The organism is Streptomyces sp. NPDC091416 (genome assembly GCF_044756845.1).
GTDB lineage: Bacteria > Actinomycetota > Actinomycetes > Streptomycetales > Streptomycetaceae > Streptomyces.
This window is the reverse complement of record NZ_JBIVTU010000003.1, coordinates 646,806-659,924: the sequence shown is the minus strand read 5'-3', so window position 1 is coordinate 659,924 and position 13,119 is coordinate 646,806. Positions and strand designations below refer to the sequence as shown.

Here is a 13,119-nt window from a genome sequence, read left to right as displayed (position 1 = left end):
GCGGGTCCTCTCAGTCCAGTTCGACGCGCAGGACCTGCGCGTACGGGGTGGGGGGCCGGCCGGCGGGCAGCTGGACGTCGAGGCTGTCCGGGCCCTCGGTCCAGCGGACCGGGGTGTCGGTGCCGAGCAGGGTGATGCGGCGGGGCGGCGTGCTGACCAGGCCCCGGGAAGGGGCGAGGCTCCCGATGCGGACGGTGCGGTCGTCGGGCCAGGCCATCAGGAAGACGTAGAGGGTGCGGCGGTCGGCGCCGACGGTGAAGCGGAGGTCGTGCGGGGTGTAGACGAGCGCCTTCTCCCGCGCGCGGTCGCCGGTGACGTTGGTGGGGCCTTCTCCGTAGACCTTCCAGGGGCGGCTGCCGAAGACGGCTTCGCCGCACCTGTCGGTCCAGGCGCCGAGCGAGTCGAGTACGGCACCGGTCGCCTCGTCGATGGTGCCGTCCGGGAGCTGGGGGACGTTGAGGAGCAGGCAGCCGTTCTTGGACACGGTGTCGACCAGCAGGTGAACGATCTCGGGCGCTGTCTTGTAGCGCTCACCGTCGGCGTAGAACCAGTCGCCGATGCTGGTGTCGTACTGCCAGGGGTGCGGGTCGAGACCACCGAGCTGCCCGCGTTCGACATCGAGGAGTACCGCGCCGCGGTGCTCGTCGGGAATGGTCTTGATGGAGACGGTTCCCTCCGGCCTGCGGGCGTAGTACTCGGCGAGGAACTCCAGACCGCGGTGGCTCGGCGGGGCCGCCTGGCACACGCTTCCCTCGTCGAAGGGCATCCGGGAGTCGTCCAGGTAGACGAGGTCGGCGTCGTGGCGGAGGGCTGCCTCGCGCAGCCGCCCGTAGAAGTCGTCGACGAAGGCCGCGTCCGGCTTGTCGCCGGGGCGCCGGGGGCGGCCGTACAGGGCCCGTGGGTCGAGTCCTTCCCACCAGGTGCCGGTGCCGTCCGCCGCGGTGAGGTGTCCGTCGTACGGGACGCCCGCGTGGGGGCCGTCGGCGTCCCGGCCGAACGCCGAGTCGAGCCAGCGCCACGTCCAGGAGCCGGCGTGCATGCTGATGCCGAAGCGCAGTCCGGCGGCGTGGGCGGCATCGGCCCAGCGCGCGACGATGTCGGTGCGAGGTCCGACGTTGACGGAGTTCCACGGCTGGTGGGAGGAGTCCCACAGGTCGAAGTTGTCGCAGTGCGTCGCCAGGGAGACGAAGTAGCGGGCGCCGGTCCTGCGGAAGCGGTCCATCAGCTTCTCCGGGTCGAACCGTTCGGCCTTCCAGGAGTGGCACAGATCCTTGTGGCCGAAGACGGATGGGTGGCCGAAGTGCTGCCGGTGGTACGCCGTCTGACGCGCTGTCCGATCCCGTTCGAATCCTTCGGTGCCTTCGTAGGCGCCGTAGAGGTGGCGGGCGTACCAGTCACCCCTGCGGGCCGCGGACTGCGGGCCCCAGTGCGCCCAGATGCCGAGCTTCGCGTCGCGGAACCAGTCCGGCACCCGGTGGCCGCGCAGTGAATCCCAGTCGGGCCGGTAGGTGTTCCTCATGTCATGGTCGGCGGACATCCAACTCCCTCTCCCTTGACGGCATTCAGGTGGCATGCCACCTTCTGGCCATGTCTGAATTCCTCGAACGACCGGAACGGCCGGGGCGCACCGTACGACGCGGGCGAGCAGCCGCGGATACCGACCGGGTCCGGGTGGGGGCCGCCTATTACCACGAGTACCAGCCCACCGACCGCCTGGAGACGGACCTCGATCTGATGACCTCGGCGGGGATCTCGCTGATCCGGGTCGGCGAGTCGGTGTGGTCCACCTGGGAGCCCTCGGACGGGGTCTTCGACGTGGACTGGGTGGTGCCGGTCCTGGACGGGGCGCACGCCCGCGGCATCCGGGTGCTGCTCGGTACCCCGACCTACGCGGTGCCGCCGTGGCTGCAGCGCGCCCACCCGGAGATCGCCGCGGTCCGGGCCGACGGCGGCCGGGTGCCGTGGGGCGCCCGGCAGGAAGTCGACTTCACCCACCCGGTGTTCCGCGGGTACGCGGAGCGGGTGGTGCGCCGTGTCGTCGCGGCGCACGCGGACCACCCCGCGGTGGCCGGGTTCCAGGTGGACAACGAGCCGGGTCTGCTCCTGCTGCACAACGACGGGGTGTTCGAGGAGTTCGTGGCCCGGCTGCGCGCGCGGTACGGAAGCGTGGAGAGGCTCAACTCCGCGTGGGGACTGACCTACTGGTCGCACCGGCTGTCCTCCTGGACCGAGCTGTGGAGGCCCGGCGGCAACACCACCCCGTCCTACGACCTGGCCTGGCGCCGCTATCAGGCGGACCTGACGTCCGAGTTCATCGCCTGGCAGGCGGACATCGTGCGCGAGTACGCCCGTCCGGGGCAGTACGTCACGACCTGCCTGGCGGTGACCCGCCCGGCGGTGGACGAGGAGGCGGTCACGGAGGCACTGGATGTGACGGCCGGCAATGTCTACTACGTGGCGCAGGACGAGGTGGCGCTGCCCGACGAGGGCCGACGGTACGAGGGCGGCTGGTTCGGCCGGGGAGTGTGGCAGATCCACCTGTCGGCGGACCGGCTGTGGGGCGCGCGCCAGGAGCCCTTCCTGGTCACCGAGACGAACGCCTCCTCCATCGACGCCTCGCACTCCAGCCGTCCCGGTTACGACGGGCAGTTGCGGCAGGCCGCCTGGACGCTCGCCGCGCGGGGCGCGCGCCTGGTGCAGTACTGGCACTGGCACACGCTGCCGTACGGGGCGGAGACCCACTGGGGCGGCGTGCTCGGGCACGACCTCGAACCCGGCCGCACTCTGCGCGAAGTCGACCGGGTGGCGTCGGAGTTCGAGTCCGCCGGGGACTGCCTGAGCGGGCTGGTCCCGGACGCGGACGTGGTCTTCGTCCGGTCCGTGGAGAGCGACTGGGCGATGCGGTGCCAGCCGCCGCTGTCGCTCCCGGGTACCTTCAGCCCTGACCCCCGTTCGTACGAGCGCATATTCGGCGCGTTCTTCAAGGGGTTCTTCGACGCGGGCGCGCAGGCCCGGATCATGTCGCCCCGACAGCTCGCCACCTCCCTGCGCCTTTCCCCGGACACGCTCCCGGGCATCCTGGTGGTGCCCGCTCTGTACGTGTGCGACAGCGAACTGCCCGGCCTTCTCGACGGGTACGCGCGCTCCGGTGGCCACCTGGTGCTGACCTTGCGGACCGGTTACGCCGACGAGGAGGCGCGGGTCCGCGCCGAGACCGCCCCCGGTGCGGTGCTGCGGGCGGCGGCCGGGGTGCGCTGCGTGGAGCACTCGAATCTGAGCGGACCGCTGGCCGTCACGGCGGCCGAGGGGTCCGGGCTGCGGCTCGCGTCCGGCGCGCGGGCCCTGGAGTGGGCCGACGGCCTGGAGCCGGAGGATGCCCTGCCGATCGCCCACTACGTCCACCCGCACTTCGGAAGGTGGCCGGCCGCGACCGTCCGGGACCACGGGCGCGGCCGGGTGACCTACGTCGGGACGCTGCCGGACAGCACCTTCGCCGAGGCGCTGGCCCGGCAGGTGGCGGGCGGCATGACCGCGGCGGCGTGCTGGGGCCCGCTGCCCGCGACGGTGCACGTGACCTCGGCCCGCAACGGGCTCGGCGAGCGCCTGTGGTTCGTCCACAACTGGGCGTGGGAGCCGGTGCGGGTCGCGGTGCCCGGAGCGGTACGGGACGTACTCGGCGAGGAGCGCCTCGCCCCGGGTGAGGAGCTGCGGCTGGGCGCGTGGGACGTCCGGGTGCTCCGCACGGACGGCGCGGCTCACGCCGGACCGCCGGGCGCGAGCGGAATCAGCAGGAGATCCATCCGCCAGGGCTGAGGCCGCAGTTGGTGCCAGCCCAGGGGCGCCGGCCCGCAGGAGGCGCTGCCCAGTCCGTGCTGGGCGACGTCCAGATGGAGGTGGAGGCGCTCGCCCGGCATCAGATCGTGCGGATGAGCGGCCGCTTCGAGCTGCTCGACGGACCAGGGGCGGACGGTGAGGCCGAACACTCCCATCCCGCCTGCCGCCTCCACGCGGAGGCCGCGGCCGGTGGCGGGGTCGGTCAGCTCGGCCCAGCGGACGTCCGCCCGCCGTCCGTTCTCCTGCGGGACGACATAGGGGGTCTGGAGCGCCGCTGCGTCCGCGGCGAACAGTCCGACGCGGGCGGCCTGTTCGCTGTCCGGGTACGCCTCTCCCGGACCCTTCCCGTACCAGCGGACCCGGTCGTGGCGAGCGGGCAGCGTGAAGCGCACGCCCATACGTGGCAGGGTCAGGCCGGCCCAGGGGCCGTCCGGGGTGATCTCGACGCTCAGCCGCAGCGCCTCGCCGTCCGGCGCCCAGGTGTGGCAGACACGCAGACCGTGCGGCAGGCCGTCCGGCGCCCATCTGGAGCGCACGAGCAACTCGTGCGGGAGTCGCTCGACGCTCTCGGTGCGCGGCACCAGGCGGTCCAGGCCCGCCTTGCGCCAGAGGCGCAGCACGGAGTTCTCGCCCATTCCCCGGTCGTTGTCGGTGGGCGCCCGCCAGACGTCGAGGCAGGGGCCCTCCAGTTCGAGGCCCGCCAGGTCCGTCAACAGCCCGGTGCGCTCGTCGAAGGCGGCCGCCGGGGTCCTCCCGGTTCCCGTGGCGGCGGGGCGGCGGACGGGCCCGCCGACGCGGGTCTGGGCCCAGGCGACCTCGTGACCGGCCGGTGCCCACGGTTCGTCGGCCGCCAGCACGGCGCGCACGGTCAGCCAGGTCTCCCCCGCAGGCCCGGCGGCGCGGCCGGGCGGGTCCGACGGACGGAGCAGTTCCGGGAAGGGTATGTCCGCTTGCCGGCGCGCGGGCACCGGTGGCGTCTTCAGCTCGCCTTCCGCCACCGGGGTCCCGTCGGTCTCCAGGGTCCAGCGGAACACCAGGTGCGCCAGGTCCCGCGCGTCGTAACGGTTGCTCAGTGCGATCCGGCCGGTCGCGGGGTCGAGGCCGATCCCGACCGGCTCGATGGCCTTCTTGTACGCCGCGAGGCCGGGCGAGGGCGTGCGGTCGGGGAAGAGCAGCCCGTCGATGCAGAAGGTGCCGCCGTGGGGGCTGTCCCCGAAGTCGCCGCCGTAGGCGAAGTACGTCCCGCCGTCCTCGCCGGTGCGGCGCAGCCCGTGATCGATCCACTCCCAGACGAAGGCTCCGGCACAGCGTGGGTGGGATTCCAGGGTGCGCTGGTACTCGGCGAGCGAGCCGGGACCGTTGCCCATGGCGTGTGCGAACTCGCAGAGGAGGAAGGGCAGTCGTCGTCGACGGGCCTCTGCCTCGGGGGCGTCGGCCGTCTCGGGGGGCGCTTCCTCCTCATGGCGGCCGATGCGGTCCACTTCGTTCACGGGGGCATACATCAGGCTGTAGAAGTCGGAGTGGCGGTAGGTGCGGTCCCGCTCGTAGTGCAGCGGCCGCGACGGGTCGCGCTCCCGGGTCCAGTCGGCGAGGGCTTGCAGGTTGGTTCCGTGGTGGCTCTCGTTGCCCAGGGACCAGATGACGACGCTGGGATGGTTCTTGTCGCGCTCGACGGTGCGCCGCATCCGGTCCAGGATCATCGGGCGCCACCGGGGGTCGTCTGCGGGGTTGCCCTCCCAGTCCGCGTGGATGAAGCCGTGGGTCTCCAGGTCGCACTCGTCCATGACCCACATGCCGAGCTCGTCGCAGAGGTCGAGGAAGGCGGGGTGCGGTGGGTAGTGCGCCGTACGCACCGCGTTGATGTTGTGCCGCTTCATCAGGAGCAGGTCCTCGCGCATGGTGTCGCGGCCGATGGCGCGGCCCCGGTCGGGGTCGTGCTCGTGCCGGTTGACGCCGCGCAGCAGCACGGGAACGCCGTTGACGGTGAAGCGGCCGTCGTGGATCGCCACGGTGCGGAAACCGACGCGCAGGCGGACTGGCGCGGCGCCGGAGAGGGGGGCGAGGGCGGCGTCGTACAGGCGGGGCAGCTCGGCACTCCACGGTTCGACGCCGGGCAGCGTGATCGGCCGGTCGGCGGGGTGGTCGTGGATGCCGAGGCCGGGCAGCGACACGAGCGCGGGGACGTCGGACTCGATGCGCAGGGTGCCGCTGCCTCGTTCGTGGTCGTAGGAGGCGTGCACGAAGCAGTCGCCGATCGAACCCGGCGGGACCTCCAGCAGCGTCACGTCGCGGAAGATGCCGGGCAGCCACCACATGTCCTGGTCCTCCAGGTAGCTGCCGGAGGACCAGCGGTGGACGCGTACCGCGAGGTCGTTGCGGCCGCGGCGCAGTGCGGGTCCGGCGTCGAACTCCGAGGGCAGCCGGCTGCCCTTCGACGTGCCGAGTTCGACACCGTTGAGCCAGACCTTGAAGCAGGAGTCGACGCCCTCGAAGCGCAGCACGGTGGAGCCGGTGCCGGTGACCGGCCAGTCGTCGGGCAGGTCGAAGGTGCGGTGGTGGTCGCCGGTCGGGTTGGCGTCGGGGACGTGCGGCGGGTCGATGGGGAACGGGTAGGCGGTGTTCGTGTAGCGCGGTGTGCCGTGGCCCTGGAGGACCCAGTGGCCGGGGACGGTCAGCGGTGACCAGGAGGGGGCGTCGTCGGCGGGGCCGCCGGGCGCGAGAAAGTCGAGCGGCGCGTCGGCGACCGGCGAAAGGCGGAAGGACCAGGTGCCTGCGAGGTCCAGCCGCCGGCCTCCGAGCGGGAAACGGGCGCGCGGGGCGAGACGGCCGCTGCCCGGGGTCAGATCCGCCCAGTAGGCCCCCGAGGCGGTGGTGGCCGTAGGGCCACCGTGGTGCGGCGCGGTCGCCGCCGGGTGGTCCGTGTCCGTCATCGGTCCCTCTCCTTCGTCCCGCGGCTGCGGTCGCCGCTCGGGCGGCGGCCGCTCGGTCATCGCGTCGTCCAGTCGCCCGGAACCGTGAACTCCCAAGTGCCTGGCTCCACTTCCCGTACGTCCCGGCCGCCGCCGGGCAGTGGCAGTTCCACCCGGGACGGTGCGCCGGGCGGCAGCGTGACCGTCAGCCGGAATGCGTCCGGCCGTCGGTGCCAGGCCACGGCGGCGCGTCCCCGCGGTGTCTCGTACCAGGCGCCGGCCCGGGTGAGGCCGCCGACCGGGGCGGGCCGGACGACGATGCGCTCGTACGCGACGGAGTCCGCCGCCTGCCGCAGGCCCGCCAGGGAGGCGGTGAGCCATTCGGAAGCGGCGCCGAGCATGAAGTGGTTCTGGGAGGAGCCGCGGGTGGGGCCGTCCCAGCGTTCGGTCAGCGCCGTCGCGCCATGGGCGAGCTGGTAGCCGTAGCTGGGGCGGTCGGTGCGGTTCAGCAGGTCCGCGACGACGTCGTCGCGTTCGTGCGCGGACAGGACGCGCAGCAGTGCGGGCAGGGCGATCTCGCCGACGGTGACGTGATCGTCCGCCGCCCGGACCGAGTCGACCAGGTGGTTCAGCACGGCCGGGATCTCCTCGGCGGGGACGGCGCCCGTCTCCAGGGCCAGCGCGTCGCAGGCCTGGCTGCCGCTGCCGTAGGTGTGGCGGCCCGCGTCGAAGAACTCCGTGTGGAAGGCCCGGGCGACGCGGTCCGCGAGCCGGCGGTGGGCGGCGGCGTCGTCGGGCCGGCCGATCGCCTCGGCGATGTCGCCCAGCGCGGCGGCGATGCGCTGATGGGCGTAGGTCGCGGTGACTGCCTTGGGGGTGGAGTTGTCGAACGCGATCCAGTCGGCCAGTCCGTGGTGCAGCAGCAGGCCGTCGTCCGAGCGGGAGTGGAGGTGCCGGAGGTAGCGCAGCATGTCCGGGTAGTGGGTGCGCAGTGTCGTGGTGTCGCCGTAGATGCGGTACAGGTGCCAGGGGGCGAGGACCAGGGCGCCGCCCCAGTTGGCGTCGTCGCGGAACTTGTCCTCGAACACGGTGTACTCGGGTGCGATGCCCGGCACGAGGCCTTCGGCGGTCTGCGCGTCGGCCATGTCGCGCACCAGCTTGCGGTAGTACGCGGCGACGTCGTAGCCGCCGGCGACGGCGGGGAGGACGAGGTGGGTCTGCTCCAGCCAGCCGAGCTTCTCGCGGTTCGGGCAGTCGGTGAGGACGCTGAACATGTTGCCCTGCACGGCCCGGTCGATGATGCGGTGGATGCCGTTCAGCAGCTCCGACGAGCAGCTGAAACCTCCGGCACGCGCGTTGGCGGTCCGCATGACCTCGCCGCGGACGGTGTCCGGCGCGGGGTCTGCGGGCAGTCCCTCCACCTGGAGGTAGCGGAATCCGTGGTACACCGTCGCCGGGGCCCATGCCTCGCCTTCCGGGTCCCCGCGCAGGGTGTAGCGGTCGTAGCAGGGGGCCCCGGTGAAGCGCTGGTTCACCGTGCCGTCGTCGGCGAGCAGTTCGGCGGGGCGGATCACGACGGACGCGCCGGCGGGTCCGGTGACCGTCAGGCGCGGGCGGCCCACGACGTTGACGCCGAGGTCGAAGACATGGATGCCTGGCCTCGGTCCGGCGACCGATACCGGCGCGACGGTGTCGACCGCCTCGACGGGCGGGTGGGTGCGGGCGTTCAGCGTCACGCCCGCCAGCGGGGCCTCGACGGCGGCGCTCCAACCCGTGCGGTCGTGTCCGGGCCGGTCCCATCCGTGCCGTTCGAGGCGCGCGTCGTACTCCTCGCCGCCGAACCAGGCCGACAGGGTCACGGGGCCCCCGGCGGCATGCCAGGCCCCGTCGGTGACGAGTCTGGTGGAGGTCCCGTCGGCGAGGACGGCGTGGAGTACGGCGATGGCCCGGGGGCGGCCGTGGTCGATGTGGAGTTTGGCGTACCGCCCCGGGACCTCGGGGGCGTGCGCGATGCCGTTGCCGAGGCTCAGCCCCACGGTGTTGTCGCCCGGGCGCAGTGCGGCGGTGATGTCGTAGGTGGTGTAGATCAGACGGGTTCCGTAGTCGGTGTAGCCGGGTTCGAGGAGCGCGCGGCCCGCGCGGACGCCGTTGACGGAGGCCTCGTAGGAACCGAGGGCGGTGGCGTGGAGGCGGGCCGTGACCGGGGCGGAGGGCAGATGGAAGTCCAGGGCGAGCAGCGGGAGCCGGGTGGGCCCGCCGGTGTCAGGCGCGGTGATCCACCGGGCGCCGGACCATTCCGCCGCGGTGGGCAGCCCGGTCTCCCACGTCGCGGCGGAGCTCCAGGGCGAGAGTCCGTCGTCGTACCGGACCCGGACCCGCCACCAGACTCGCCGGCGGGCGCCGGGCGGTTTGCCGCCGTAGCGGACGCAGGTGCTGCGCGGGTCCTCCACCGGTCCGCTGTCCCAGAGGTCGCAGGTACCGGAGCGCAGCAGGCCGGGGTCGGTGGCGGCCTGGATCCGGTAGGCCCGCTGCCGGCCGCCGGGCCGCCATGACAGGTCCGGATGCTGCTCGTCGATGCCGAGCGGGTCGGCGAGATAGGCCGTACGCAGAGTGTGCGGTGCGGTCGTCACGTCCCGGGCTCCCTGGGTGGGTCGGTGGTCGGATCGGTGGAGCGGATGCGTCCGGCAACGCGGTCGAAGAGGTCGGCCGGGCCGGCCTGGCCGCCCTTGAGGACGGCCGACACGCCGTCGAGGCGCGGGTCTTCGAACGACAGCCGGCACAGGGCCGCGCCGGGGGCGAGCAGGGTGTCGATCTCGGCGGTGCGGGTGCCCAGGCGGGCGGCGACCCGTCCCGCCGTGTCGCCGCCCGCCACCACCACCCTGCGCACTCCGGCATCGACGGCGGCCCGTACGGCGTGGGCCAGGATGCCGCCGAGGCGGTCCGCGGGGTCGGTGCCCGGAACGTCGCGGCGGCCGGCCGGCACGGCGTGCACGACGACACCCGGTGCGCGGCCGCCGAGGGCGCGCAGCACCGCACCGCGGAGCCGGGCCAGGGCGGCGGGCGAGTCGTCGCAGCCGTGGTCCGGGTCCACCGGCACGGGCACGCCCGCCCAGCCGTGCTCCGTGGCGTGGCGGATCTGGGCGGCGGTGCGGAGCGCCCGGCTGCCCGAGACGACGATCGCCCGGGCGGGTTCGGGCGAGCCGTAGGGAAGGGTCCGCCCGGTGCCTGCGAGGATCTGACCGGCCGCGAGACTGAGGCCGCCCGAACCGAGTGCGAAGACGGGGGACGGACCGCCCAGGGCCAGTCGGGCCGCGTGCCGGGCGTGCGCGGGCGTCAGCGCGTCCAGCACCACGAGTCCGGGGCGGCCGGCGGCGGCCGCCCGGTAGGCGAGCCGGGCCTCGGCGAGGGGAAGTTCGTACGCCGTCAGGTCGAGGCCGCTGACCGGGAGTCCGGTCTGTCTGCGGAGGTGCTCGCGCAGGTCGGACTCGCCCATGGGGGTGACCGGGTGGCGGGACATGGTGGGCTGGCGGTCGAGACGGTGCACCCGGCCGTCGTCGTCCCGGGCGAAGTGGTGGCCGAAGGCGGTGTACCGTCCGAAGTCGGGCTGCGCGGCCAGGACGGGCACGGGCGCCCGGCCGAACACCTCGTGGCCGATCTCGGCGGCACGGCCCAGGCTCCCCGTCCGGGGTGAGGAGTCGGCGGTGGAACAGATCTTGTACTGAATGAACCCGGCCCCGGTGGCGCGCAGTTGCTCCAGAGCGGGCCGGATCACGGCGGCCATCTCGGCGGTGGGCAGCGCGCGGGCGGCGCCCGCCACCCCGATCACGTCGAACCCTCCCCCTGCGGCGGTCTCCCGCACCGCGCCGGCGTCGAAGAGCAGGACACCGCGCAGGCCTGCCCGGTGGAACTGGGCGAGAGCGTCGGTGGACCCGGTGACGTCGTCGCCGTAGAACGCCGCCAGGGGCGGGGTCACGCCGGAGGCCGGGCCGTGGCCGGTGGATGCGGCCGTCATCCGCGGATCCCGCCGAACCGTTCGAGGGCGAGGGCGAGTGTCCGGTCCCGGGCGGCGGCCTCGGCCAGTGGTTCGCCTTCCGCCGCCGCCCGCCACGCCGAGCGCATCGCCGCGACGCCGGCGCCGGGGCCCTGCGGGTGGGCGTGGATACCGCCTCCGGCCAGGACGAGCAGGTCGGGTGTGCCGGTGAGTTCCAGGGTGCGGTGGGCGAGGCCGGGCCACTGGCCGGAGGAGAGCACGGGCAGGGCCTCGTAGCCGCCGAGGAACGGGGTGCGCATCGCGTGGACGGAGGCGACCACGTCCTCGTCGGTCTCGTAGAACTTGCTGCCGATGCCGCCGACGTGGAGCTGGTCGACTCCGGAGAGCCGGGCGAGTTTCTGGAACACCAGGGGGCCGAGGCCGAGCTGGGGGCTGCGCAGCAGCGCCCCGCTCATGGCACGGTGCCCGTGGATCGGCAGCGTCGCGTGTTCGCGCAGATGGGCGACGCCCGCCGGGCCGACGGTCTGCACGCACACCATCACGCAGGTGCCGCCGGCCTCGCGCACCAGGTCGTGGTTGGCCTCCAGGCGTCCGATGTCGTCGGTGATGTTGAAGGCGTACATGGTGCGGCGGCCGGTGAGGCCGGCGGCCCGGTCGAGCTCTTCGTTGACGACCTTGATCCGCTCAGCCAGGGGGGCGTGCGGCGGGTTCCCGTTGAGTTCGTCGTCCTTGATGAAGTCGATCCCGGACATGGCCAGTTCACGCACCAGAGGGCGCAGCGCATCGAGCCGGAGGCCGACCCCGGGCTTGACGATCGTGCCGATCAGGGTGCCGTCGGGTGCGCCCATGAGGCGCCGGGTGCCGGCCGTGCCGAAGGCCGGGCCCGGGTAGCGTCCGGCGAACGCGGCGGGAAGGTCGAGGTCGACCAGGCGTACGGCGGCCATCTCGCGGAGTTCGAAGAGGTTGCCCGCGACCGCTGCCAGCAGGTTCGGAACGGAGGGGCCGAAGTTGTGCAGCGGGAAGGCGATCCGGACGCGGGCACGGTGTGGGCGGGGGCCGGCCCTTGGGGGTCTGGTCGCCCCGGGCAGCGGGGGGTTGCCCGAGTCGGGGAGGGCGGTCACCTCCAGGACGGTCGCCGCGAACCGGGTGCGCAGTTCGTCGCTCTCGCCCGGGACGCGTACGAAGGTGCCGGTGGACTGCTCGTTCGCCAGTACCGCGGCCGCTGCCCGGGGCTGCAGCCAGCTTTCGACGTCGTAGACCGCGACGACCTGTTCGTCCGCCATGCCTGCCTCTCTTCCGTAGGGGCTCTCTTCGGGGTCAGCGCGCCGGATCCAGCAGGACCTTCATGACGTCGCTCCCCCGGTCGAGCTCCTCGAAGGCGTCCTGGGCCGTGGCCAGCGGCGCCGGTTCGGCCGTGATCAGGGGTCGTACGTCGAGCGCGCCGCCGGCCACGGCACGGGCCGCGGCGCGGAAGTCGCCGGGGGTGTACAGGGAGGAGCCCTTGACCCGGATCTCCTTGAGCACCAGCGGGTTCAGGCCGGTGCGCGCCGTCTCGCCGAACATCGGCAGCACGACGACGGTGCCGCGCGGACGGCACAGGGCGAGCGCCTCGTCCATGCAGCCCGGGTGCCCGGAGGCGACGACGACGGCATCGAAGGCACCGGCCCGTCCTTCGCCCGCCACCTCTCCGTAGCGGGCGTCCAGGGTGCGGCAGCCGGTGGCGCGGGCGGCCAGGCCGAGTGCCCGGGGGCGCACGTCGGTGACGAGGACGTCCTCGGCGCCGTGCAGGCGGGCGACCGCCGCGGTCAGATGGCCGATGGTGCCCGCGCCGAGCACCGCCAGGCGGGTCCCGTACCGCACGCCCGCCGTCCCGACGGTGTGCCAGGCCACGGCGGCGGGCTCGATCAGCGCGCCCTGCGCGTACGACAGCGCACCCGGCAGCGGAACCAGGGCGCGCCGCGGCAGCACGACGTACTGGGCGAGAAGCCCGGGGAGGCCCGCGCCGGGCAGCCGCCGGTAGGCGCACAGATGGGACAGCCCACTCTCGCAGTGTCCGCACCGCCCGCAGGAGGCCAGTGGCAGTACGGCGACCTTGGTGCCCCGGGCAACCGTCCCGTCGGCGGCCTCCGCCACCCGGCCCGCTCCTTCGTGGCCCAGAACCACCGGTGGCTCCCGGAACGGATGGCGGCCGCGGAAGGCCGCGGTGTCGCTGCCGCACAGGCCGACCGCCCGCATCTCGACCAGGGCCTCCCCCTCACCGAAGGACGGAATCCCCGAATCCTCGATCTCGATTCCGCCGGCCCGTTTCAGCACGGCACTGCGCATCGGTCCTCCGCCCACTCCCTCACCCCTGTCTCACCGGTTGCTGGCATGCCACCTGGAGAG

At 73.6% G+C, this 13,119-nt stretch carries 7 protein-coding genes; 1 reads left to right on the top strand and 6 read right to left on the bottom strand.

What is annotated here, in order from left to right:
• Positions 1-10: 10 nt before the first annotated feature.
• Positions 11-1,537 carry an alpha-L-fucosidase gene (locus tag ACIQMX_RS13425; RefSeq protein WP_402477436.1) on the bottom strand — a complete coding sequence of 509 codons (1,527 nt, stop codon included), beginning with the start codon at positions 1,535-1,537 and terminating at the stop codon, positions 11-13.
• A gap of 50 nt (positions 1,538-1,587) precedes the next feature.
• On the opposite strand from ACIQMX_RS13425, the gene ACIQMX_RS13420 reads away from it, so the two are divergent.
• Entirely contained in the window at positions 1,588-3,813 is a 2,226-nt protein-coding gene (locus ACIQMX_RS13420) for a beta-galactosidase (protein ID WP_402477433.1), read from the top strand.
• Here the strand turns inward: ACIQMX_RS13420 and ACIQMX_RS13415 are convergent.
• From ACIQMX_RS13415 to ACIQMX_RS13395, 5 genes are read right to left on the bottom strand one after another with little or no spacing between them, the layout of a single operon-like run.
• A complete protein-coding gene (locus tag ACIQMX_RS13415; RefSeq protein WP_402477431.1) occupies positions 3,756-6,764 on the bottom strand; it encodes a glycoside hydrolase family 2 TIM barrel-domain containing protein in 3,009 nt (1,002 codons plus the stop codon). The two genes, ACIQMX_RS13420 and ACIQMX_RS13415, sit on opposite strands and share 58 nt — an antisense overlap.
• 56 nt (positions 6,765-6,820) lie before the next feature.
• Positions 6,821-9,373 (bottom strand): family 78 glycoside hydrolase catalytic domain, encoded by a 2,553-nt coding sequence (locus tag ACIQMX_RS13410; protein ID WP_402477429.1) that lies wholly within the window; start codon positions 9,371-9,373, stop codon positions 6,821-6,823.
• Positions 9,370-10,755 (bottom strand): four-carbon acid sugar kinase family protein, encoded by a 1,386-nt coding sequence (locus ACIQMX_RS13405; RefSeq protein WP_402477426.1) that lies wholly within the window; start codon positions 10,753-10,755, stop codon positions 9,370-9,372. Before ACIQMX_RS13405 ends, ACIQMX_RS13410 begins: the two co-directional genes overlap by 4 nt.
• Positions 10,752-12,017, bottom strand: a complete 1,266-nt coding sequence (locus tag ACIQMX_RS13400; RefSeq protein WP_402477424.1) for a RuBisCO large subunit C-terminal-like domain-containing protein — start codon at positions 12,015-12,017, stop codon at positions 10,752-10,754. The genes ACIQMX_RS13405 and ACIQMX_RS13400 overlap by 4 nt, the downstream gene beginning before the upstream one ends.
• Positions 12,018-12,051: 34 nt before the next feature.
• Positions 12,052-13,059 (bottom strand): zinc-binding dehydrogenase, encoded by a 1,008-nt coding sequence (locus ACIQMX_RS13395; RefSeq protein WP_402477422.1) that lies wholly within the window; start codon positions 13,057-13,059, stop codon positions 12,052-12,054.
• Positions 13,060-13,119: the final 60 nt, after the last annotated feature.

What these genes read in the sequence shown, in the direction of transcription:
- ACIQMX_RS13425 (WP_402477436.1), bottom strand. Translation starts at nt 1,537, where the DNA reads ATGTCCGCCGACCATGACATGAGGAACACCTACCGGCCCGACTGGGAT.
- ACIQMX_RS13420 (WP_402477433.1), top strand. Translation starts at nt 1,588, where the DNA reads ATGTCTGAATTCCTCGAACGACCGGAACGGCCGGGGCGCACCGTACGA.
- ACIQMX_RS13415 (WP_402477431.1), bottom strand. Translation starts at nt 6,764, where the DNA reads ATGACGGACACGGACCACCCGGCGGCGACCGCGCCGCACCACGGTGGC.
- ACIQMX_RS13405 (WP_402477426.1), bottom strand. Translation starts at nt 10,755, where the DNA reads ATGACGGCCGCATCCACCGGCCACGGCCCGGCCTCCGGCGTGACCCCG.
- ACIQMX_RS13400 (WP_402477424.1), bottom strand. Translation starts at nt 12,017, where the DNA reads ATGGCGGACGAACAGGTCGTCGCGGTCTACGACGTCGAAAGCTGGCTG.
- ACIQMX_RS13395 (WP_402477422.1), bottom strand. Translation starts at nt 13,059, where the DNA reads ATGCGCAGTGCCGTGCTGAAACGGGCCGGCGGAATCGAGATCGAGGAT.